18 protein-coding genes and 1 tRNA gene are annotated in these 21900 nt (G+C 49.8%); 11 read left to right on the forward strand and 8 right to left on the reverse strand.

Annotation, left to right across the window (positions count from 1 at the left end):
• Positions 1 to 164: 164 nt before the first annotated feature.
• Positions 165 to 1226, reverse strand: coding sequence for a glycosyltransferase (locus SFW65_03665; GenBank protein ID MDX1922213.1), 1062 nt, complete (start codon positions 1224 to 1226; stop codon positions 165 to 167).
• 126 nt (positions 1227 to 1352) lie between these two features.
• Here SFW65_03665 and SFW65_03670 point away from each other — a divergent pair, with 126 nt between their 5' ends.
• Entirely contained in the window at positions 1353 to 2666 is a 1314-nt protein-coding gene (locus SFW65_03670) for a DNA polymerase (protein MDX1922214.1), read from the forward strand.
• Position 2667: 1 nt separating this feature from the next.
• Here SFW65_03670 and SFW65_03675 read toward each other — a convergent pair whose 3' ends face one another.
• The 3 genes from SFW65_03675 to SFW65_03685 all read right to left on the reverse strand — a co-directional run bounded on the left by SFW65_03675 (position 2668) and on the right by SFW65_03685 (position 6856).
• Positions 2668 to 4149 (reverse strand): class I SAM-dependent methyltransferase, encoded by a 1482-nt coding sequence (locus SFW65_03675; protein MDX1922215.1) that lies wholly within the window; start codon positions 4147 to 4149, stop codon positions 2668 to 2670.
• Between the two features lie 3 nt (positions 4150 to 4152).
• On the reverse strand, positions 4153 to 6549 hold the full coding sequence (locus tag SFW65_03680; protein ID MDX1922216.1) for a hypothetical protein: 2397 nt from the start codon (positions 6547 to 6549) through the stop codon (positions 4153 to 4155).
• A 231-nt stretch (positions 6550 to 6780) separates the two neighbouring features.
• A tRNA-Glu gene (locus SFW65_03685) sits at positions 6781 to 6856 on the reverse strand.
• Positions 6857 to 7058: 202 nt separating this feature from the next.
• On the opposite strand from SFW65_03685, the gene SFW65_03690 reads away from it, so the two are divergent.
• From SFW65_03690 to SFW65_03705, 4 genes are read left to right on the forward strand one after another with little or no spacing between them, the layout of a single operon-like run.
• Positions 7059 to 7793 (forward strand): SGNH/GDSL hydrolase family protein, encoded by a 735-nt coding sequence (locus SFW65_03690; protein MDX1922217.1) that lies wholly within the window; start codon positions 7059 to 7061, stop codon positions 7791 to 7793.
• Positions 7794 to 7835: 42 nt separating this feature from the next.
• Positions 7836 to 8681, forward strand: a complete 846-nt coding sequence (locus SFW65_03695; GenBank protein ID MDX1922218.1) for an ABC transporter ATP-binding protein — start codon at positions 7836 to 7838, stop codon at positions 8679 to 8681.
• A gap of 1 nt (position 8682) precedes the next feature.
• Complete coding sequence (locus SFW65_03700) at positions 8683 to 9408, forward strand: ABC transporter ATP-binding protein (protein MDX1922219.1); 726 nt, start codon at positions 8683 to 8685, stop codon at positions 9406 to 9408.
• The gene (locus SFW65_03705) at positions 9405 to 10490 is read left to right on the forward strand and encodes a branched-chain amino acid ABC transporter substrate-binding protein (GenBank protein ID MDX1922220.1); all 1086 of its coding nucleotides are present in this window, start codon (positions 9405 to 9407) and stop codon (positions 10488 to 10490) included. The genes SFW65_03700 and SFW65_03705 overlap by 4 nt, the downstream gene beginning before the upstream one ends.
• Positions 10491 to 10502: 12 nt before the next feature.
• On the opposite strand, the gene SFW65_03710 is transcribed toward SFW65_03705, so the two are convergent.
• Positions 10503 to 11234, reverse strand: a complete 732-nt coding sequence (locus SFW65_03710; protein MDX1922221.1) for a glycosyltransferase — start codon at positions 11232 to 11234, stop codon at positions 10503 to 10505.
• A 101-nt stretch (positions 11235 to 11335) separates the two neighbouring features.
• Here SFW65_03710 and SFW65_03715 point away from each other — a divergent pair, with 101 nt between their 5' ends.
• Positions 11336 to 11869: a gamma carbonic anhydrase family protein gene (locus SFW65_03715; protein ID MDX1922222.1), complete on the forward strand. Its 534-nt coding sequence runs from the start codon at positions 11336 to 11338 to the stop codon at positions 11867 to 11869.
• On the opposite strand, the gene phaC is transcribed toward SFW65_03715, so the two are convergent.
• A complete protein-coding gene (gene phaC, locus SFW65_03720; protein ID MDX1922223.1) occupies positions 11862 to 13691 on the reverse strand; it encodes a class I poly(R)-hydroxyalkanoic acid synthase in 1830 nt (609 codons plus the stop codon). The two genes, SFW65_03715 and phaC, sit on opposite strands and share 8 nt — an antisense overlap.
• 264 nt (positions 13692 to 13955) lie before the next feature.
• Between phaC and SFW65_03725 the strand changes: the two genes are divergently transcribed.
• Together SFW65_03725 and SFW65_03730 are read left to right on the forward strand one after the other, a co-directional pair.
• Positions 13956 to 14204: a hypothetical protein gene (locus tag SFW65_03725; GenBank protein ID MDX1922224.1), complete on the forward strand. Its 249-nt coding sequence runs from the start codon at positions 13956 to 13958 to the stop codon at positions 14202 to 14204.
• A complete protein-coding gene (locus tag SFW65_03730) occupies positions 14197 to 15492 on the forward strand; it encodes a homoserine dehydrogenase (GenBank protein ID MDX1922225.1) in 1296 nt (431 codons plus the stop codon). The genes SFW65_03725 and SFW65_03730 overlap by 8 nt, the downstream gene beginning before the upstream one ends.
• Before the next feature lie 10 nt (positions 15493 to 15502).
• On the opposite strand, the gene SFW65_03735 is transcribed toward SFW65_03730, so the two are convergent.
• On the reverse strand, positions 15503 to 16342 hold the full coding sequence (locus SFW65_03735) for a hypothetical protein (protein MDX1922226.1): 840 nt from the start codon (positions 16340 to 16342) through the stop codon (positions 15503 to 15505).
• A 194-nt stretch (positions 16343 to 16536) separates the two neighbouring features.
• Between SFW65_03735 and glpX the strand changes: the two genes are divergently transcribed.
• From glpX to SFW65_03750, 3 genes are all read left to right on the forward strand, one after another.
• Positions 16537 to 17547 carry a class II fructose-bisphosphatase gene (gene glpX, locus SFW65_03740; protein MDX1922227.1) on the forward strand — a complete coding sequence of 337 codons (1011 nt, stop codon included), beginning with the start codon at positions 16537 to 16539 and terminating at the stop codon, positions 17545 to 17547.
• Positions 17538 to 19274, forward strand: a complete 1737-nt coding sequence (gene recJ, locus SFW65_03745; GenBank protein ID MDX1922228.1) for a single-stranded-DNA-specific exonuclease RecJ — start codon at positions 17538 to 17540, stop codon at positions 19272 to 19274. Before glpX ends, recJ begins: the two co-directional genes overlap by 10 nt.
• A 71-nt stretch (positions 19275 to 19345) precedes the next feature.
• Complete coding sequence (locus SFW65_03750) at positions 19346 to 19813, forward strand: hypothetical protein (GenBank protein MDX1922229.1); 468 nt, start codon at positions 19346 to 19348, stop codon at positions 19811 to 19813.
• 6 nt (positions 19814 to 19819) lie between these two features.
• Here the strand turns inward: SFW65_03750 and parE are convergent, their stop codons facing one another.
• Positions 19820 to 21808 carry a DNA topoisomerase IV subunit B gene (gene parE, locus SFW65_03755; protein ID MDX1922230.1) on the reverse strand — a complete coding sequence of 663 codons (1989 nt, stop codon included), beginning with the start codon at positions 21806 to 21808 and terminating at the stop codon, positions 19820 to 19822.
• Positions 21809 to 21900 lie beyond the last annotated feature (92 nt).

The following is a 21900-nucleotide window of genomic DNA, read 5'->3' on the forward strand; positions in this document are numbered from 1 at the left end:
TTTATTGATGGGTGGCTTGCCACGCTGCACAACCCATGTGGCCAGAAACAGAATGATGCTGCCTGCAATGCCAATTGCGCCCCAGCTTCCGCCCGTAAATGTGCCAAGCGTAACCGCCAGGATGAACATCAATAAGGCAAAGGCGCCAATCATATTCGTTGTGCTCATGCGGCGCTGGTTTTTGATTGTTTGAATTTATTGAGTAGGTGCTGGTAATGGGCAAGCCAGCGCTGGGTCACGGCTTCCTTGGTGAAGTTTGCCACATATTCCGCATAGCCATTGGCGACCGTTTTTTCTTGCAAGGCTTTATCATCCAGCATGCGGCGGATGGCAGCGCCCAGCGAAGGCGCATCATTAATCGGCACCATCAGGCCGTTATGTTCATTTACAATATGTGCGGCGGGGCCTGCGCTTTCACACGCAACAAACGGAACCTTTGCGCTCCAAGCTTCCAGAATAACGGTACCAAATGGTTCGTAATTCGATGGCATGGCGCATATATCTGCCGCCTTTAGCAACGCGCCGCGATCGGTGCGCCAGCCCAAAAACCGTACGCGGTTTTCAATGCCAAGTTTTGCTGCCAAGGCTTCCAGTTCCTTTTGCATCGGGCCATCGCCTGCAAGCCACAGATAGCAGTCTGCAAAATCCTTTGTCGCATGCATAAGTGTATCTAGACCCTTTTTAGGGTGAAGACGCGATAGGGTAAGAATAACTTTTGCATCTGCGGGTGTATTTAATGTGGCGCGGTCAAGCGCAGGCGCATCAATAATTGAAGGGAAGGTGGGGATATAGGTTGCATCTTGTGCTGCAACGCCTTCACGGATGGTATGGGCAATAATATCCTTGGTCACGCCGACATAATCGGTGCAATGCGCGTAATGCTTGATGACTTCGTAATTGCCAAACCAGCCAATCAGCGGGCCAGTTTTTGCGGCGGAGGCTGGAACCAGACTTGCCGCGCGGCGCATCCAGCAATGGATGATGTCCGGCTTTTCACGGGCAATCACCTGTTTCATTTTGTGGCGTTGCCACGGGCGAAAAGGGTTATGGAGAACTTCCGGTGCCATGCGAATGCCGGCGGCTTTCAATTCATTATAGCGCGGCGCGGTTTCGCGCATGACTACGCATTGATTAATTCCCTTTTCATGTAAGGCGAGCATCACGTCGGTTGAATAAACCTCCGCCCCGCCATTGCCGTTACCCGCCATGATGTGAAGAATGCGCATGAATAATCCTGCTCGCTAACTGGCGGCAGATTGGCATGGCGCGACCCGAAATCTCTAATCCTTTTTTTGGAGAATTATTTTGGTCTTGTTTTGACTAAAACGGCTGGATCATGGTAGGAACATAACATGAACAACGCGCCATTGCAAGATAACCAAGTTGGCTGGCTTTTGCTGGATTTAAACTCGTTTTTTGCATCCTGCGAACAGCAGGAGCAACCGCATCTGCGCGGTAAGCCGATTATCATCGTGCCGATGATGAGCGATGGCACCTGCGCGATTGCCGCAAGTTATGAAGCCAAAAAATTCGGCATCAAAACCGGCACCAAAGTATATGACGCCAAACAACGCTGCCCCGATTTAATTCTGGTGCAGGCGCGGCACAAAATTTATACGCAGTACCATCATAAAATTATCGCGGCGGTCGAGTGCTGTATTCCGGTTGAAAAAGTTTTGTCGGTGGATGAAATGGCGTGCCGTTTGGAACCGCAAGAACGCCATGTGGAAGTCGCTAAGGATCTCGCCCATAAAATCAAACGCGTGATAAGCGAACAGGTGGGGGAATGCCTGACCTGTTCTATCGGCCTTGCGCCCAACATGTTTTTGGCAAAGGTTGCCAGCGATATGCAAAAGCCCAATGGCCTGACGGTCATCACCAAAAACGATTTGCCGCATGCCCTTTACAAACTGAAATTGATTGAAATATGCGGCATTGGGAGGCAGATGGAAAAACGCCCTAACCATGCGGGCATCTGGACGGTGCCGGATTTAATGGCAACCCCGCGCGGGCAAATGCGCCTGATATGGGGCGGGGCGCATGGCGTGTTGTTCCATGAATTGCTGCACGGCGCGGATTTGCAATTGCCATCATCCGGCCTTACCAAAAGCATGAGCCATCAACATGTGCTGGAACCCAAATTGCGTACCATGGCAGGGGCGATGGATTTTTCGCATCATTTATTGGCAAAAGCGGCAGAGCGCCTGCGCAAAGGTGAATATTATTGCAGCCGTTTAGTGTTGCATGTTTCATTTAAAAATAACGAGCAGAATTCCGAAATCAATCAGTGGGGCAATTGGGCAGGGTGGGGCAATGAAACATCGTTCCCTGAAACGCAGGAAACGAATTACCTGATGCACCGCCTGCGGGAGTTGTGGCAAGACGCAATGCGCCCGCCCTATATCCAAATGAAACCGCTGAAAGTTGGCGTGGTGCTGTGCGGATTAGTGCCAAAGGAAGCGCACCAGCCGGATTTATTTGCACCGCCCGAAAAGGTATTTGAACGGCCATTGCCCAGGCCAACCGCGCCGCTTAATCATCTGGTGGATGAAATCAACGCACGTTATGGCCGCCATACCATTAGCTTTGGCATGCGCGGCAGTGAAGCCAAAAAGTTTACCGGCCATGCCGCATTCCAGCGCGTGCCGGACGAGTGGGAGTATTGAGTTACCCGGCGACTAGCCCGTCTTGTGCAAGTTTGCGCATAATCTCCGGCAGTGCGGTGGTATCGCCTTCGGGGATATAGGATTTTACGGCTTCGATAATCTGCGGAATGTCGTGATAGCCATCCATGTTACAAAGGGCTACGCGCTCCATCATATTCAGCGGGCGAACGTCCATGCGCTGCGTCATCGCCCATTCCTGCTGTGACGCCTGATACCGCGCGAGCGGAAATGCAATCGGGCGCGGCGAAATGCTGGCGCAATGCTGCATGGGCTCCTGCAACAAGGTAAAGCCACCCGCGAATACCAGCATCAGAATTTTTTCCATGAACGCCTGTTGACCAGCACTGGGCAGCGCATCAATAAACGGCGCCAGCGGCATGGATTGCCCGGCTTGTTTATCCAATTGTTCAATCAACCGCGCCACATCACCATCGCTGCCATTCATATCCAGCTTTCCCGCTACGCGGTAGGCTTTGGCGCCGTCTGCTGCGGTTTCAACCGTGAAATGCGACAGCACATGCATGGCGCGCAGGATGCTTGGCGGAACATCGGCGCGCAGCGGCGCGTCTTTGCGGCAGAGCAGCGCGCTGCGAAAGCGGCGGCTGGTGATGAAATCGATATATTGTTCTTGGCGAACGCGGTCAGTTGTTGCGGACAGCAACGGCAGTAGTTCAGGCGGCGGGTTAACCTTGCCCTGCGTCGTCAAATCCGTATCCGCGATATAAGAAAGCCCATGCGCGTTTGCCATTTTCACGAAGTCTTGCAGATAGAACGCATGATTATTTTCTTCCAAATGATCGTGCAGCAAATACGCATCCGGCTTGTTCTTGATGGTGTCTTGCTCGCTTTGCAAAAAGGCTGAATAGGCAGAACCGCGCGGCGCGGTAATGGCGGTGACGGTGCGCAGCATATCGCGCGCGCTAACTGCTTTGGCTTGCGGTGATGGGGCGTTCTCGCTGTGAAACAGCATCATATCGCGCACCATGCGCACCATGTGCCAGCCCGGCAATGCATTAAAGCTGATATAGGCAACGCCGTGGGGCGACAGCCGGTTGCCGCACATTTCCATTAGCTTTGCTTGAATTGGCGGCGCCACCCACGACAACATGCCATGCGCAATGATGTAATCGAACTGGCCCCACGATGCCGGAATATCGGAAAGCGAAATCGCCTCCAGCTTGACGTTGGGCAGCGCAAGCGTCGCCGCATGGCGCTTTGCCGTTTCAATCTGGCGGGCGGACATATCAATGCCCACGCATTCGGCATGTGGGAACAGCGCCGCGATGCCGATGATGTTCACGCCTTCGGCGCAGCCAATTTCAAGAATACGTGCTTTGGTAGGTGAAGCGGGCTTCAACCCATAAAGAGCAGCCAGACCCTGTAACAATAACGGATTGGTTTCAGGGTATGGATAGCTGGCATACGGCATTGCATCGTATGCGTCGCCTGTATTGTTGTTGTTTTGTAAGGGGTTTAGTGCCAAGTATTAATCTCTCAAGAAGCCCAATTCATAGACCATGGGAACTAGTTTTTCAGTCAATACTCTATAAGCCAATTCAAAGTTTGCAAATGATGTTTCCTTGCCGTCACCGCTATCATTACGTTTTTTTAAGGCATTGCGAATTTGATACCACCCCACATCAGGACGATTGAGCTTGAGTTCATCGCGCACATTATGGGTATCGGTTTCAGCAAAATACGCACGCCATAAATCACGCCCTGTTGCTAATACAGCTTTTGCTTCGGGCGAAAGCTTTTTATCAGATAAGTAGCGCACCATAAAATCGGACTCAAATCGACTAGGCGCGTTCACTTCAGTTTCGGTATAAGGGATAAAGTGGTTTACGATTGACCATGTTTTTCCATTCCATTCCAAGCCATCAGCGCTAGCAGTTCTATTGCATCTATTGAATAGCATCCATATCAGGCAATCGTTCTTAAATTCATCGGAAAGGGGTGCGGTTGGCTGCAAAAACTGGTCACGGTCGTTTTGCCAAGTTGGGACAACTAAACGGCGAACAGAAAAAATGATCGTAGCCTGCCAAAGATTTTCAGCATTTACATAAAAACCATCACCTTGTCCATAAGGTGATGAGAATAGAACTGTCTGTTGCTCTGCATGTTGTAAATCATTTTTTCCACAGTACATATAGGCAATCGCACCATCAGACCAAGTGCTTACTCTTGGCTTTGAAGTCGCAGCTGTTATTCCATTTTTAAGCGGGATCGCAAATATCCCGTTTGTTTTAGGTCGAGCCAACCAGACATTTAAATAGGATTTGTTAGGCAAATTAAAAAATGCCTTTTCACCAATTGGATTTGCCTGTTTATCCAAGACTTCCACAGAAATATCAGTAATAGGGCTTCTTATAGTGGCAGCTTGACTTGTTTTCCAAATCAAAAATCCAATAGGAAATTTTCCTGATAATCCTTCAAATGCCTTGTTATGCACTATGAACCCGCCTAAATATTTTGCGTTCCAAGCATGTCTAAATTTTTCAAAGTTTGGAGCATTTACATATTTTAATGTACTAAACATAGCCAAGGTCGCATTAGGAATTTCTTGAGCTATGCGGGCAACAAACTGTGTAAACAGTTCATTGCTAGCCTTGCCATATTTTTCCATTGCGGTTGCTGCGAATTTTGTTTTAGCAACCCCACTTTTATTTTCTGTATCTAATTCCGCAGATGTATTACCCCTAGTTCCAACCTCCGCATAAGGCGGGTTAATTAGAACCAGAATTTTTTTGCCTTCTGCGATAGCCTTGCGCAGACCATCAGGAATTTTGTTGGTCAGGCTGTAATCAATCTGTCCGAAATCATCAATATCATCATTCAGATAATCATATTGAAACCGTGTTGCAGCAACGCACGTTTTTGTTGCCTTCATTACATTCACATCTGCTTCATCCAGCGTGCTCATGTAAATATTGCGTGGATTAGAATGTTTAACTTCCAGATTGCCGACGCCGCAACACATATCCCAAACAATATATTGGCTCTGCCAGTTTTTTCCCAAAGTTTCCGTCAATTTATCATACGCTTTATCGACCACATGCAGTGGGGTGTAATACGCGCCTTTGAATGCCCGTTCGTCTAAAGGAATTAAACTATCTCGCCGTTCAAGTAGGTAATTGCGATATTCTTCAGCGGGCGGGCGGTGATAAATTGCCCAGAAGCGACGATAGCCTTCTTTGCTGCCCAGCTCGTAATTTTTTCCGTTCAGTTCAAAAACGGGCTGATTATTCGCATGCAGCAGACGTGCGGGAAGATTGTCATGTGTGGAAACATTTCCATCACTCATAATATCTGCAAAGAATAAAAGATTATAATTTTCTTCTTCTACTCCTTTTATTTCGCGCCCGATCATTCCTACCCATTTATCAAACACCTGCTTTAGATTGTCGGGTGTGATTTGTGTGCGAATAATATCGCCTTTTTGGATGGCGGCCTTTACGGTTGAAACGAATTCCTCGCCATGTTCGGCAATTTTGAAGGATACAAAATAGGTTCCGATAAAAGCTGAAACCTGCTCTAGTGCTTCCTTTGGATATTGGCTGGCTGATCTTCCCCACTTGATTGTTTTTTTATCTAGAAACGGCAGCACGTTAGCCGTTTTCATAATTGCAGCTTTTTCTGTATCAATCACAGCAAGAAATGGCGGTACTTCTTCGCCTTTATTCCGAGCGACCTGAACATAGTGCAGTAATTGCGTAAACATTGCGTAGGTGGAGGTGGGCTTGTCTTTCGCTTCAAACCATATTTCTTTGGTTTGAATATCAATCAGGTTTTTACTGACGTTCTTTAGCCCAAGAGCCTTGATGTAAATATCCTTCACATCTTCTTCGGTTTTGGCTTCTTTGAGTATTTGATAAAGGGTCATAATCTTCCAGTAAAGGTGATGCTTTTAAAGCTGTTCAGGATATATTATGACAATTTAGATGCTTGCGGGATTGTAAAAACATGCTAAGGCATGTTTTTATCCTCGGCAAGCCTCGGACTTGCTTCGCTGCGCATAAAACAGCTTCGCTGTTTTTACGAACCCGCGGGTTCGAATTCACGTGTATGAGCGCTAAAACTAAAAAAGAGCCCAGCGGGCTCTTTTTTAGTTTAATGGCGACCCCTACGGGATTCGAACCCGTGTTACTACCGTGAAAGGGTAATGTCCTAGGCCTCTAGACGAAGGGGTCGTGATGAGGCTTTGCTTTAAAGAGTGCATTGAATAATCGCTTCGGCTGCATAAATCAAGCGCTTTAGCGATGTCGCCTCAAGTCTTTTAAAACAGGCCTAAACCCCAATAATCGGGCGGGGTTTGGCGCTGTAAAAACCCGCCCCAAATCACCCCAATTGCCTTAAACGATTAATAAACCTTCTATCGGCAAAGCTGGAGGCATGAGTGATGCCGATTTTCAGGAACAGCAAGACCATTACGCCAAGGTCTTCACCCAAGTGGGGGATTTGGTAACGCCGCCGCGTTATTACGTGATGGGCGACAGCCACAGTCTGTTTTTTGCGGGCGCGGAGCAGGTGCTGGATACCCATACTGTCTTTGGCCCCATTCATCAGGGGGTGCGCGTTATTCACATGGGCTCTGGCCTTGCGACTTCGCTGGCCAAGGCTGGCGGGCGGAATTTATCGCGCGAGAAAATTGCCAAGGCGTTGCCCGAAGTTACGGCGAATGGCAATCCGCCCATCGTATTGGTGTTTGGTGAAATGGATTGCCGTTTCCATATTCGCCAACGTGCGCAAGCCGCGAATAACGACACGGTTGATGGCTGGGCTATGTCGGCGCAGGTGACGGCACTGCGTTACATTTCATTTGTGATGGAATTAAAACTGAACGGGTTTAAACCGTTCGTGTATGCGCCCGTTGCCAGCACGCCGCGCCCTGCGGATGCGCATCGCTACCTTACCATCGGCACGACGATGGAGCGCAACTGGCTAACCATTCAGTTCACCGGCATGCTGCGTGAATTATGCCGTGCGCGTGGGATTGAGGTTATTTCACTTATCGACAAACTGGTGGATGAAAAGCTGAATACCGTGCCGGATTTTTCCAGCGATGATGTGCATTTAAGCCAGCGTTATTGGCCATTGTGGGAATCGCGCACTAAAGGCCTTCTATAAACCCTGTTTTCGTAAGCGCAAACAGCGGTTATGCTGGCTGGCATGTCCTTTGTTCCCAATCCTACGCAAAACACAACCACAGCGCCTAATCTTGTTGAGGCGCGCCGGCTGACCAAACGCTTTGGCGGGTTGCTGGCGGTTGATAATGTAAGTTTTGTAATTAAACCGAAAGCCATCACCGCCATTATTGGCCCCAACGGTGCGGGTAAGACAACCGTGTTCAATTGCCTGACCGGATTTTATCGCCCCACATCCGGCACGCTTACGGCATATACGGGCGTTGGCGGTGCTGCGTTTGACCTTGCGAAATTGCCAACCCACCAAATTGGTGTAAAGGCAGGCTTGGCGCGCACATTCCAGAACATCCGGTTGTTCAAGCGCCTGTCGGTTCTGGAAAACGCATTGGCAGGCCAGCATGGTGCGCTGATGAAGGCATCAGGCTTTAGCGTGGCGGGTTTGTTGAATTTGCCATCCTACCGCGCGGCTGAACGTATGGCGGTTGAAAAAGCACGTTTTTGGCTTGAAAAGCTGGGCCTGATTGATTTAGCCGATGCGGAGGCAGGCAGTTTGCCCTATGGCGCGCAGCGGCGGTTGGAAATTGCGCGCGCATTATGTATGGACCCAAAATTATTATGCCTTGATGAACCAGCGGCGGGGTTGAACCCGCAGGAATCCGGTGCGCTGGCTGAATTTTTAAAAAGCCTGCGCGATACGTTTGATGTATCGGTGCTGCTGATTGAACATGATATGAGCGTGGTCATGGGCATTTCCGACCATGTGATTGTACTGGATCATGGCGCAAAGATTGCCCAAGGAACAGCAGCGCAGGTGCGTGAAAACCCCGAAGTCATCAAAGCGTATTTAGGGGTGGATGATGAGGCCCAATAACATGTTGTGCTTTAAAGATGTATCATCATCATATGGCCCGGTTGATGTGCTGCATCATGTCAGTTTGGATGTGCAGCAGGGCGAAATTGTCACGCTGATTGGCGCAAATGGTGCAGGTAAAACCACATTGTTGATGACACTGTGCGGTAATCCGCGCGCAAAAACCGGCACCATTACGTTTAATGGCCGCGATATTACCTATTTGCCAACCGATGAGATTATGCGCGGGCGCATCGCGCATGTGCCAGAAGGCCGCCATATCTTTCCGCGCATGACGGTTTTGGAAAATCTGCAACTGGGCGGCTATTTTGAAAGCGCCGCACATAACGCGCAGGATCTGGAAAAAGTTTTTACCTTATTCCCGCGTTTACAAGAACGCATGAAACAAATTGCTGGAACATTATCCGGCGGGGAACAGCAAATGCTGGCACTGGGCCGCGCCATGATGTCGCGCCCCGCGCTGCTGTTATTGGATGAGCCATCACTGGGTTTAGCGCCGCTGATTGTAAAGGATATTTTTGCCAGCCTTAAACGCCTGAATGAAACCGAAAAACTGACCATCTTTTTGGTGGAACAAAATGCCAATGCCGCGCTGAAATTGGCGCATAAAGGCCATGTTTTGGTGGGAGGGTGTATTACGCTTTCCGGCACGGGCCAAGAATTACTCAACCATCCCGCAGTGAGAGCTGCGTATCTCGAAGGTCATCACGAAAGGAAGTCTGCATGAAGAAGTTTTTACTCGCGCTGGGTTTGGTATGTGTTGCGTCTGCCGCGCATGCAGATATTTCAATTGGTTTAATCGCGCCACTTACGGGGCAATATGCCGTGTTCGGCGAACAAATTAAAAAGGGTGCGGAGCAAGCGGTGAAGAATATCAATGCCGCTGGCGGCGTACTGGGCCAGCAATTGAAACTGGAAACCGCGGATGATGCGTGCGACCCCAAACAAGCCGTCGCCGCCGCCAACCAGATGGCAAGCAAGGGCGTTAAATATGTTGTCGGCCATTATTGTTCGGGTTCGGCCATTCCATCATCCAAAGTGTTGATGGAGGAAAAGGTGCTGCTCATTTCGCCGGGTGCAACCAACCCCAAATATACCGATGAAGGTAGTGACACGGTGTTCCGTGTATGCGGGCGCGATGACAAGCAGGGCGGGGTAATCGCGAATGAAATCGTTACAAAATATAAAGGCAAGAATGTTGCGTTGCTCAATGATAAATCAGCCTATGGGCGTGGCTTGGCCGATGAAGTGAAGCGCGAATTGAACAAGGCGGGGATTACCGAAGCCAAATTTGAATCCTTCGCCGCAGGGGAAAAGGATTATTCGGCAATTGTCGCCAGTCTGAAGCAAGCGAATATCGATGTGGTGTTCATCGGCGGTTATCACACCGAAAGCGGGTTGATTACACGCCAATTGCGCGAAGCAGGTTCCAAGGCGCAGGTCATTGGCGGCGATGCATTGGTGACCAATGAATTCTGGTCCATCACCGGCAATGCTGGCGAAGGCGTGTTGATGACCTTTGGCCCAGACCCACGCAAGAATGCCGATGCGAAAACCGTGGTGGCAGAATTCCATAAGCAAAACTATGAGCCGGAAGGTTACACGCTCTATTCCTATGCATCGGTTCAGATATTTGCCGATGCCATTAAAAACGCAGGCGCGAATGATGTAACCAAAGTGACCAAAGCCATGCATGGCGATAAATTCAAAACCGTATTGGGTGAATTAGGCTTTGATGCCAAGGGCGATGTGCTGGCACCCGCCTATGTGTTGTATATCTGGAAAGATGGGAAGTATGCGGAGCGGTAATCACTCGGCAGTTTACTGGCTGGCCTTCATATCCGCCAATTCGTCATTGTATTCCTGCGCGTAATCGCAGTTCTTCATGTGATCGAACCACGGGCCGCCGCGTGTGTAATGCACGATGGAGGGCGGGGTGGCTTCTTTCTTGTTATGGCCTTCCAGCCAGTTCCAGCGCGTGGGCAGGCTGCCAATCTCCTCATCCTTCAGCCAGCAAAAACGGTGCAGATCACGCCCCGGCACGGTGTTGATGAGTTCCACGGTCAACGCGTTGTTCGATGGATGGTCAGTATTGAACATCATCAGCGATGACCAGTTCTTGCGCGCATAGCGTACCTGCATCTGCGCATCCATCTTCACGGTTTCGGTCGGTTCATGCACGTGTTGCACGCACATCACGGCGTATTTGGGGTCCGCTAATTTCAACAAATTGGCAATATCATCGAGCCACAAAAAATCGCAGTCACAAAAGATCGCCCACTGCGTTGCCGGAAAATGCGATTTGCTGAGAATGGGCGTGAGAAAGCGGGAGATAGCGAATTCGGTGCTCATCGGCGCATCGGAGATCAGATCGAACATTTGCCCGTTGCGTTTAGAATAAAGCCGCGTGTAGCGTTTTTGCGCGCGCATTTCTGGCAACTTAATCGGCGCGATGTCCACAGGGATGCTGGCCCGCTTTTTTACCGAATGAACACATACATTATATGCTTCGTCTTCGCGGGGATCATATCCGACAAATAAAGAAACAGGCATGGCGCACCAAAAGGGCAAGAGGGACTGGTAAATTATTACAGTCCATTTATATTAGTATTGAGTTAACACCCGCCGCAACCCTTCGTGCCCAGTTGAACATTATGTCGCCTATTATCCTTCCCTATAAGGGTGTTATGCCCACCATTGATCCCACAGCCTATATTGCGCCTGGCGCCGTTGTGGTGGGCGATGTGCATATTGGTGCACATAGTTCCGTGTGGTTTGGCTGCGTTCTGCGCGGTGATGTGAATGTTATCCGCGTGGGTGCGCGCACCAATATTCAGGATGGGACGATTGTGCATGTGACCTATGGCGGTCAAGGCACGCATATTGGTGATGATGTGACGATTGGCCACATGGCCCTTTTGCATGATTGCACGCTGGACGATCACTCCTTCATTGGTATGAAAGCCGCGATTATCGATAAGGCGCGGGTAGAGAGTTTCGCGATGGTGGGGGCAGGCGCGTTGGTAACCCAGAATAAGGTCGTGCCATCCAAACAATTATGGGTTGGTTCGCCTGCCAAATACGCGCGTGATTTAAAGGACGAAGAAATCGCTGAAATCAAGCATCGCGCGGAGCACTACGTGAATATCGCCGCGAATTACATGGCGCATATTGCGTGTGTCAGTTAGCCTTTACACGCACATAACTGCCGGGTGCATCTTCAATCGCATTTTTGGCTGGATGGCGTGCCGGAACTTGTTCACCCGCATAATGGGTAAGCCATGATACCCATTCCGGCCACCATGAGCCGTCATGTTTTACCGTTGCGCCCATCCAGGTGTCCGGGCTTTTGGGAAGGCGCGGATTGGTCCAATAATTATATTTATTTCCCGTCGCCGGATTAACTACGCCTGCAATATGGCCTGAAGCCGAAAGTGTGAAGCGTACAGGGCCTTTCATCAGCAATGAACCCGCATAGGTTGATTTCCACGGCGAGATATGATCATCGCGCGTGGAAAGGAAAAAAGCTGGCGTGTCGATAAGGGTAAGGTCAATTACGGTGTTTTTCAGCTTCATCTGACCTTTGGCCAGTTTGTTTTGCTGATACATCTCGCGCAGATAAAAACTGTGCATGGCAGCGGGCATGCGGGTGGAATCCGAATTCCAATATAACAAATCAAACGGGAAGGGTTCTTTGCCCATCAAATAATTATTTACAACAAACGACCATATAAGGTCATTGGCGCGCAGCATATTGAAGGTTGTGGCCATGGCATTGGCATCAAGATAGCCTTGCGCGCTCATGCGTTCTTCCATGGCCTGCAATTGTTCATCATCAATAAATACCGATAACTCTCCGGCTTCCGCAAAATCGAGCATGGTGACCAGATAGGTTGCACAGGCAACCGTTGGCAGTTTCGCTTTTTCATCCGGATGTTTGGCAAGATAGGCCAGCATGCAAGCAAGCAATGTGCCACCAAGGCAGTAGCCGACAATATTGATATTGGCTTCCCCCGTTATGCGTGCGATTTCTGTCATCGCCGCCATGGGACCTTCGGTCATATAGTCTTCGAACGATTTATTCGATAGGGATTCATCCGGGTTTACCCAAGAAATAATAAATACGGTGTGGCCTTGTTCCAGTAAATATTTGACGTAGGATTTCTTTTCTCCCAGATCAAGGATGTAATACTTGTTAATCCAGGGCGGGATAATGAGCAGTGGTGTAGCAAACACATTTTCCGTGAGCGGTGAGTACTGGATAAGCTGCATCAAATCGTTTTGATAAATAACCTTCCCCTTGGTGGTGGCAAGATTGCGCCCGACTTCAAAGGCTTTTTCATCCGTCATGGCGATTTTCAATTCGCCGTTGCCGCGTTCCAGATCATTGAGAAGATTTTCAAGCCCCTTGATAAGATTTTCGCCACCGGTTTCAACGGTGCGTTGCAAAACATCAGGATTGGTCATTAAAAAATTGCTGGGCGAAATCGCATCAACAAACTGGCGCGTGTAAAAATCGACCTTGCGCGCGGTTTTATCATCGAGGCCCTTGGTTTCACGTACTGTATTTTGCAGCCAACGTGCCGAAAGCAGATAGGATTGCTTGATGTAATCAAACACCGTTCCTTCGTTCCAACCCGGGCTTTGGAAGCGGCGGTCGTTTTGCGCAGGAGAAATAACAGGCTGCACATGTTGCTCGCCCATGAACCGCATAGCGGTTGCGTTCCATAATTTCAGATAATCTTGCCAAAGATTGATGCTCGCTGTTATCAGCTTGTCGGGGTTTTGCATCATCGCCTGCGTCAAATCGAGGAAGGCGGCAGAGATATTTGCAATCTCCATCTGGCTCGCATGGGTCTTGTTTTCCTGCTGGCGTTCCAAGAACTCACGCATCAATTTCTGGCTTTGCTCGCCAATGCGCACCATGGCTTTGGCCAGTTCCACGGGGTCTGGGACCTTAACTTCTTCCTTGTTTTCGGATGAGGGTGGCTTGGTTTTCTTGGTGCTCATGACATATTAATAAATAGACTTGCAACGCGGGCCCAGCGTAGGCATTTTACAAAGGGCACTTTATAGGTCTTCTTTAGGAAAAACAACGAGATGCGACTTTTCTTTCAACTATTTTGTGGGGGCATGCTTTTATGCCTCGCCGCATGTGCGGATACGGAATGGCCGCAATGGATCAGCGGTGAGCCGACCAAGGAACAGCTAGATGCCTATAAAGGCCCAATTCCGATGCCAGATAACAAAACGGAAGGGAAGTCTTGGCCCAATTTGGCCGATGTGCCTGCGCGCCCGAAAGTGATTTTAGCTGAAACACAAAAGGACGCTCTCGTTGCCGAAATGAACGAAGAAAATGCTGCGGGCTTAGCGGAAATTGAGGCATATAATGCCGCCAACCCTCCGCAGGTAAAACAAAGTGTAAAATCAGCACCCAAAGTATCGGTAAAAAAAGCAGTAAAAAAGAAAAAGCCAAAAGTAAAAAAGCCAAAAGTTAAAAAGAAAGCAGCCCATCATGAGTAAATCACCACTACGCCTTGGAATTGCGGGTCTTGGACATGTAGGCAGCGAAGTTGCGCGTATTATTGAAACGCAAGGCGCGCATCTTGCCCGTCGGGGTGGCCGCGATATTGTGGTGACGGCAGTGTCTGCGCGCGATAAAAACAAACAGCGCAGCTGCAAGTTAACGGGCGTTGCATGGGTGAATAACCCCGTTGAACTTGCTGCGCATAAAGATGTGGATGTGGTGGTGGAATTAATCGGCGGCAGCGAAGGCGTCGCGCGTGAACTTGCCACGGCTGCCCTTAAAGCAAGCAAGCCCTTCATTACCGCCAATAAAGCATTGCTGGCGCATCATGGTGTTGAATTGGCCAGTCTTTCCGAAAAGCATAATGTGCCGTTGTATTGCGAAGCAGCGGTGGCGGGCGGTATTCCGGTAATTAAAACCCTGCGTGAATCCTTGGCGGGTAATGCGGTTAAAGAAATTTATGGAATTCTGAACGGCACGTGCAATTACATCCTTACCACCATGCGTGAAACGGGCAGGGCATTTGCCGATGTTCTAGCGGATGCGCAGAAATTAGGTTACGCCGAAGCCGACCCGACGTTTGATATTGATGGAATGGATGCCGCGCATAAACTAGCCATTCTTTCATCATTGGCATTCAGCTCGCCCGTTGATTTATCAGCGCTGTCGGTGAGCGGTATTCGTAATATCAGCTTGGCCGATATTCATTTTGCCGAGGAACTGGGGTTCCGCATTAAATTGTTGGGCGTTTCGCGCCTGACCGAAAAGGGGCTGATGCAGCGCGTATCGCCATATATGGTGCCGCTCACCGAACAACTTGCGCATGTGGAAGGCGCGCTCAACGCTGTCTTTATCGAAGGTAGCGCAGTTGGCCCATTGACGCTGATTGGCCGCGGGGCAGGTGCGGCGGCAACAGCATCCTCCGTGTTGGGTGACGTTATTGATGCAGCCAATGGCGGCGCACCGCCAGCCTTTGGCGTTTCGGTTGCCAATATGAAGGCGATTAAATCATTGCCGGATGCTGACAGTGTCGGCGCATTCTATGTGCGTTTGATGGTGGCAGATGAACCGGGTGTGCTGGCCGATATGGCGGCGATTCTGCGCGATGCACGCATCTCCATCCAGTCGCTTTTGCAAAAGGGCCGTAATGAAGCAGGCCCTGTTGCGGTAGTGTTCATCACCCATGACAGCAATGAAAAAGCAATGGCCGAAGCGTTGAACAAGCTTGGTAAAATGCCGTCTGTGCTGGAAGCGCCATGCGTTATTCGCATCTTGCCTCATTAAAGGAAGCTAATCAGCAAATTTTGTTGGCCGGTTTTGCTGGATTTCGAACTAATGATTTGGGATTACGCAATGGCACACCGTACTTTTCATGTGCATCCATTTGCATGGCGATTAAATCTTTCATTTGTTCAGGTCCGGTCGTAAAGGTGAGGCCGCCCGCATAAAATTTATTGTCATTTGCCGGTACGCCGCCGTTGACCAGCGGTTCTGAATAGAGTGCATAAAAATCTTGGGCAAAAAGAGATACGGTAGTTGCCTTGTCTTCGTCGCTTTGGCCTGCACCCCATTTTACGATAAGCCTTAAATCCTGACGTTGATAAACACCATCTTGGTCTGGAATAAGCAACGGTGATCGCCAATCATTCAATGCCAGCGCGTTAGCTGGTACAGCGCCAGGAACTTTATTCGCACGTTCAACAAACACGCCCGAAGCTGCATCATGACCGTGTTCCTGTGCTAACGCATTGATGGCTTTCAAGGCTTGGCCATTAAGTTGCGTCAGTATATTTTTATTGCGGAATTCTTCGTCAATCCCTGCATAGGTAATATTCGCGCTGTTGCTATTTTCGTGATAAATGCCAAATGCGAAACCGATAACCTTGCCAGCTTCGTTGCGGGCAATTGTAACAGTTGCGTTGTGCTGTCCTGTACGCGATTGCACCCCTTTTATTAAGCGTTCCCACGCATCTTTTGTTTCTATTGAGGCATAAATCGTCTCGCCAGTGGCTGGGTTTATCGTTGGATCATCAAAAATGGCAGGAGCGTGTTTAAGAAATGATGCGTAAGCATCATTTAGGATTTTGGCGTCGAAATTACGTCGATCAGTAGTTTCATACGTGATTGTTGACATGAGCCTATTCTATCACACACGTTTGAAAGTATTGGCTTGCTCTAAAGGCGCCGTATTCTGCCATGACTCGGCTTTTTTAAGCATTTGCCAGCAGAACAATAAAACCAATAGGAAACGCACCTTTATTATTTTGCAGTTTCATTTTTTTCTAAAAGCCTTAAAAGAGTTAACCATATTTCAAAGCAAAGGCAGCCATGCAAACACTTCGTAAATCGGATAGCCCAATGACCATCGAAACATCCCCCAAAGTTATGGACCGCAACCTCGCCATTGAACTGGTGCGTGTGACGGAAGCGGCTGCGCTTTCGGCATCGCTGCTGGTTGGGCATGGTGATGAAAAGAAGGCCGATCAGGCGGCAGTGGATGCGATGCGCAAGGCGCTGAACGTATTACCGATTGATGGAACCGTTGTAATTGGTGAAGGCGAACGCGATGAAGCGCCGATGCTTTATATTGGTGAGAAAGTAGGTAAGGGCGGTGCGCAGCTTGATATCGCGCTTGACCCGTTGGAAGGCACAACGATCACTGCAACCGGTGGCCCCAACGCGCTCGCCGTTATTGCCATGGCCGAAAGCGGTGGGTTCCTGAACGCGCCAGACGTCTATATGGACAAGATTGCGATTGGCCCGAATTATCCCGAAGGCATTATTGATTTGGATAATTCCGTCCAGCAAAACATTAAAAACATTGCACAGGCACGCAAGGCTGAACCATCGGAATTGCTGGTGTGTATTCTTGACCGTCCGCGGCATCAGGAACTGATTGCAAAAGTCCGTGAAACAGGTGCGCGCATCATGTTGATTGGTGATGGCGATGTTAGCGCCGTGATTGCAACCACCTCGCCTGAAACGGGCGTTGATGTGTATATGGGTACAGGCGGAGCGCCGGAAGGCGTGCTGGCTGCTGCTGCGCTGCGCTCCATTGGCGGGCAGATGCAAGGCCGTTTGCTGTTCCGCAATGATGAAGAAAAAGCCCGCGCTGCACGTTGGGGCGTGAAGGATTTGAACCGCAAATATAACCTGATGGATTTGGCAAAGGGCGATGTGATGTTTGCTGCAACCGGCGTCACCACTGGCCCTATGTTACGCGGCGTTCGCCGTTTCCCCGGCGGCGCATATACGCATTCAGTGGTCATGCGTTCCAAAACCGGAACCGTGCGCTACATGGAAGCGCATCATAATTTCAGAACCAAACCGTGGTCGTAAGCAAATCGCTCACTAACCGTGAATGGATAGTGCAGCCAAGCGATGACCGTTTGGCGCTGACCATACAGCAGCGCCATGCTGTGCCGGATATTGTGGCGCGTGTGATGACCATTCGCGGCGTTTCACTTGATGATGCGGCTGATTTTCTAAATCCCACGCTTCGTGCCTTGCTGCCAGATCCATTCCATTTAAAGGATATGGATAAGGCTGTATCGCGCATGATTGCTGCAATAACCAATAAGGAAAAAATTTGCGTCTTTGGGGATTACGATGTGGATGGCGCAACATCATCCGCACTGCTCATCCGTTTTTGTCGCGCAATTGGCGTTGAACTTTCCTATTATATTCCTGACCGCATGACGGAAGGGTATGGCCCCAATACGGCTGCTTTGCAAAAGCTTGCCAGTGATGGCGTAAAGTTGGTGATTACGGTTGATTGCGGGCAAACCGCGCATGAACCATTGGCGGCTGCGAAAGAAGCAGGTGTTGATGTGATTGTGCTCGACCATCATGCGGGTGAACCCAAATTGCCGCCAGCCATTGCCGTTGTGAATCCCAACCGGATTGATGAAACATCATCGCACCGCCACATCGCGGCGGTAGGCGTGACGTTTTTATTTCTTGTGGGATTAAATAATAAATTGCGCGAACAGGGCATGGCGACTGCCGCAAACTTGATGGATGAGCTGGATATTGTTGCGCTGGGCACTGTGTGTGATGTGGTTTCGCTAACGGGTATCAACCGGGCTTTTGTGCGCCAAGGCCTACGCGTCATGGGGCGCAGCAATAATATCGGTATCAAGGCATTGCTGAATGTTGCACGTAACAAAGGCATGGCAGATACCTATACGGCGGGGTTTGTACTTGGCCCACGTGTTAATGCCGGTGGGCGCGTTGGCAAATCCGATTTGGGGACGCGTTTGCTGAGTACGACCGATGAAAATGAAGCGCACCAACTTGCTGTGCAGCTTGAACAATTGAACGAAGAACGCCGCGCGATAGAAGCGGATACGCTTGAGCAAGCATTAAACATGATACCTACCACCAAAACCCATGCAGCGTTTGTGGATGGTGATGGCTGGCATCCCGGTGTAATCGGCCTTGTCGCATCGCGGGTGAAGGACCGTTTTAATTTACCCGCCTTCGCTACCGCTTTTGATGGTGATGTGGGGAAAGGCAGTTGCCGTTCGATTAAAGGTATTGATATTGGAGCGTTGATTATCGCCGCGCGGCAGGAAGGGCTGTTGGTCAATGGCGGCGGCCATGCGATGGCGGCCGGCTATACCATTGCCAAAACTGCATATCCTGCATTCAAACAATTCATCGAAACGCGCCTTGCAAAAGTTTTGGCCGAAACGCCACTGGAACCGACCTTGATGCTTGATGGATTGTTATCACTTGGCGGTGTGACGGTAGAATTGGCAGAAAAATTACAGCAGCTTGCGCCATTTGGCGCAGGAAATCCTGAGCCGCGCTTTGCGATGATGGATGTAAAATTACTCCGCGCTGATTTGGTGGGTGCAAACCATTTGCGCCTTGTGTTCAGCAGTGAAATGGGCGGCACATTAAGTGCAATTGCTTTCCGAGCGATGGATCATGAAATGGGCAAAGCCCTGATTGATTTAAAAAAGGGTAGCCGTGTCAATGTGGCGGGGACTATCCGCCTGAACACCTATGCCATGCGAACCGATGTGCAGTTGGTCGTGGAAGACGTATCAATAGTCTAGATTTATTGTCAAAAAAGGCCAATAAAACAGCCGCTTACGCTTCGTAAACGATTTTATGTTAGAATCGCACTATGGACAAACATACGCAAATCACGCTGCGCGAAGCGAAACAGAAAATGACCAAAAACGGCACTTTCGCCGCGAAGGTTCCGTTTATTGTTTGGCTTATGGAAAATCCCCAATCCCCTTTTTGCCTGCCAGGTTCCATCAGTCTTGCTCAGCATGATTATGTGCATTGCATGTTAAAAGCGAATATGCGTTTGCCCGGCGAAGCCTTTGTTATTGGGTTTACCATGGGCTGTGACAGCCGCATGAACGCATTTCATTTGTGGCTATTTAAAATAATCAGCTGCAATTTTTATCCGCGCCAATATCGTTTCCGTGGACGCCGCCATTGGCTGGTGTTCAAACGTGGCTATGATTTGGCCAAGAAAACTCAAGTGCGTGATCTGGATAAATTCGATTTCGAAAGCTGGCTGGATAAACCCATTGAACAGCTGCGCATGTTTTTCTTTGGATCGCGCAGTATTCCGGCGTAATGCCCCTTAAACGTCCAATTCCTTGGCAAAATGCGCGTTTTCCTGAATAAACTTGAAACGGCTTTCGGGTTTTTTGCCCATTAATGCTTCCACCAGATCCTCGGTGATCTTGACATCATCGCGTTGATCAGGGTCGTGGGCATTGGGTAATACCACGCGTAATAATGTGCGTTTCTTCGGGTCCATGGTGGTATCGCGCAATTGCGCAGGCTGCATTTCACCAAGACCTTTAAAACGGCTAACCTCAACCTTTGCATTCTTGCCGAATTCTTTTGCCAGCAATTCATCCTTATGCGCGTCATTGCGCGCATAGAACATCTTCGTGCCGTGCATCAGGCGGTAAAGTGGTGGTTGTGCCAGAAATAAATGGCCGCCCGCAATCAATTGCGGTATTTCGCGGTAAAAGAAGGTCATCAACAATGCAGCAATATGCGCGCCGTCCACGTCAGCGTCGGTCATGATAATGATGCGTTCATAGCGCATTTTATCGGATGCGAATTCCTTACCCATCGGGCAACCCATCGCCAAAATCAAATCACTGAGTTCCTGATTGGCGCGCATTTTTTCGGATGTCGCACTGGCGACGTTCAAGATTTTGCCGCGTAAAGGCAAAATCGCCTGTGTTTCACGGTTGCGCGCTTGCTTGGCTGAGCCGCCGGCGCTATCGCCTTCCACGAGGAATAATTCGGTTCCTTCAGGTTCGGTTCTGCTGCAATCTGCAAGTTTACCGGGCAAGCGCAACTTGCGTGTTGGGGTTTTGCGTGATTGTTCCTTGGCGAGCGCACGTTTCAAACGCTCATCCGATTTATAAATCATCGCATCAATCAGCTTCGCGCTTTCCGCCGGATTTGCGGTAAGCCAGTGATCGAAATGGTCTTTCACAACCTGATCAACCCAGCGTGCGGCTTCAGCCGTTGCCAGCTTTTCCTTGGTCTGGCCTTGGAATTGCGGGTCTGGGATGAAGGCAGAAAGCAGCATAACTGCGCCATCGAGCAAATCATCGCTGGTGACTTGGGAGATTTTTTTCTTGCCAGTTAAATCGCCATAAGCGCGAAGGCCGCGCAGCAATGCGCTGCGCAAACCGCTTTCATGCGTACCGCCTTGCGGTGTTGGAATGGTATTGCAATAGGAATGCGAAAAACCATCTTCGCCATCATCGGGCCAAGCTACGGCCCATTCGACCTTACCGCCTTTGACAGGTAAATCGGCCATGCCACCAAACGCGTTTTGCGTAACGGTGCTGCGGCCTTCAATCGATGTTTTTAAATAATCTTCCAACCCGCCGGGGAAGTGGAATATGGCGGTTGCTGGAATATCCTTTTGGCCTTCCAGCAGGCTTTCATCACAGCTCCAGCGGATTTCAACGCCGCGGAACAGATAGGCTTTTGAGCGTGCAAGACGGTAGAGCAGGGCAGGTTTAAACTTTGCCTTTGCGCCGAAGATTTCCAAATCGGGGCGGAAACGTACGGTGGTCCCGCGTTTATTGGGCGCTGCGCCAACTTTTTCGAGTTTGGATTTTGGATTGCCGCGGCTGTATTTCTGGCGCCAAAGCACTTTGTCACGCGCAACTTCCACTTCCAGATGTTCGGAGAGTGCGTTTACAACTGAAATGCCCACACCGTGCAACCCGCCGGAGGTTTGATAGGCTTTTTGGGTGAACTTTCCGCCCGAATGCAGCATCGTCAAAATAACTTCCAAGGCTGATTTGGTCGGGTATTTGGGGTGCTTATCAATTGGAATACCGCGGCCGTTATCGCTAATGCTTAAGGTGCCATCGGCGGCCAAATCCATTTCGATGCGGTTGGCAAAGCCGGCCACGGCTTCGTCCATCGCGTTATCCAGTACTTCGGCCACGAGATGGTGCAGGGCTTTCTCATCCGTGCCGCCAATATACATGCCGGGGCGGCGGCGTACGGGTTCAAGCCCTTCTAAAACCTCAATATCATCTGCCGTATATTGTGCAGCCTTTGCCGCGTTCCCGAATAAATCAGCCATGAAATAACCCAGATTTCCCCAAATAATGAAACTATAATAAGCGTGTATCGCCCGCCAGTATTAGGCTAAAGATATAGCATTGAAACAACTTA

Source organism: Alphaproteobacteria bacterium (assembly GCA_033762625.1).
Lineage (GTDB): Bacteria > Pseudomonadota > Alphaproteobacteria > UBA9219 > RGZA01 > RGZA01.

What these genes read in the sequence shown, in the direction of transcription:
- SFW65_03700 (MDX1922219.1), top strand. Translation starts at nt 8,683, where the DNA reads ATGTTGTGCTTTAAAGATGTATCATCATCATATGGCCCGGTTGATGTG.
- SFW65_03695 (MDX1922218.1), top strand. Translation starts at nt 7,836, where the DNA reads ATGTCCTTTGTTCCCAATCCTACGCAAAACACAACCACAGCGCCTAAT.
- SFW65_03730 (MDX1922225.1), top strand. Translation starts at nt 14,197, where the DNA reads ATGAGTAAATCACCACTACGCCTTGGAATTGCGGGTCTTGGACATGTA.
- SFW65_03710 (MDX1922221.1), bottom strand. Translation starts at nt 11,234, where the DNA reads ATGCCTGTTTCTTTATTTGTCGGATATGATCCCCGCGAAGACGAAGCA.
- glpX (MDX1922227.1), top strand. Translation starts at nt 16,537, where the DNA reads ATGCAAACACTTCGTAAATCGGATAGCCCAATGACCATCGAAACATCC.
- SFW65_03665 (MDX1922213.1), bottom strand. Translation starts at nt 1,226, where the DNA reads ATGCGCATTCTTCACATCATGGCGGGTAACGGCAATGGCGGGGCGGAG.
- phaC (MDX1922223.1), bottom strand. Translation starts at nt 13,691, where the DNA reads ATGAGCACCAAGAAAACCAAGCCACCCTCATCCGAAAACAAGGAAGAA.
- SFW65_03715 (MDX1922222.1), top strand. Translation starts at nt 11,336, where the DNA reads ATGTCGCCTATTATCCTTCCCTATAAGGGTGTTATGCCCACCATTGAT.
- parE (MDX1922230.1), bottom strand. Translation starts at nt 21,808, where the DNA reads ATGGCTGATTTATTCGGGAACGCGGCAAAGGCTGCACAATATACGGCA.
- SFW65_03735 (MDX1922226.1), bottom strand. Translation starts at nt 16,342, where the DNA reads ATGTCAACAATCACGTATGAAACTACTGATCGACGTAATTTCGACGCC.
- SFW65_03670 (MDX1922214.1), top strand. Translation starts at nt 1,353, where the DNA reads ATGAACAACGCGCCATTGCAAGATAACCAAGTTGGCTGGCTTTTGCTG.
- SFW65_03705 (MDX1922220.1), top strand. Translation starts at nt 9,405, where the DNA reads ATGAAGAAGTTTTTACTCGCGCTGGGTTTGGTATGTGTTGCGTCTGCC.
- SFW65_03690 (MDX1922217.1), top strand. Translation starts at nt 7,059, where the DNA reads ATGAGTGATGCCGATTTTCAGGAACAGCAAGACCATTACGCCAAGGTC.
- SFW65_03750 (MDX1922229.1), top strand. Translation starts at nt 19,346, where the DNA reads ATGGACAAACATACGCAAATCACGCTGCGCGAAGCGAAACAGAAAATG.
- SFW65_03680 (MDX1922216.1), bottom strand. Translation starts at nt 6,549, where the DNA reads ATGACCCTTTATCAAATACTCAAAGAAGCCAAAACCGAAGAAGATGTG.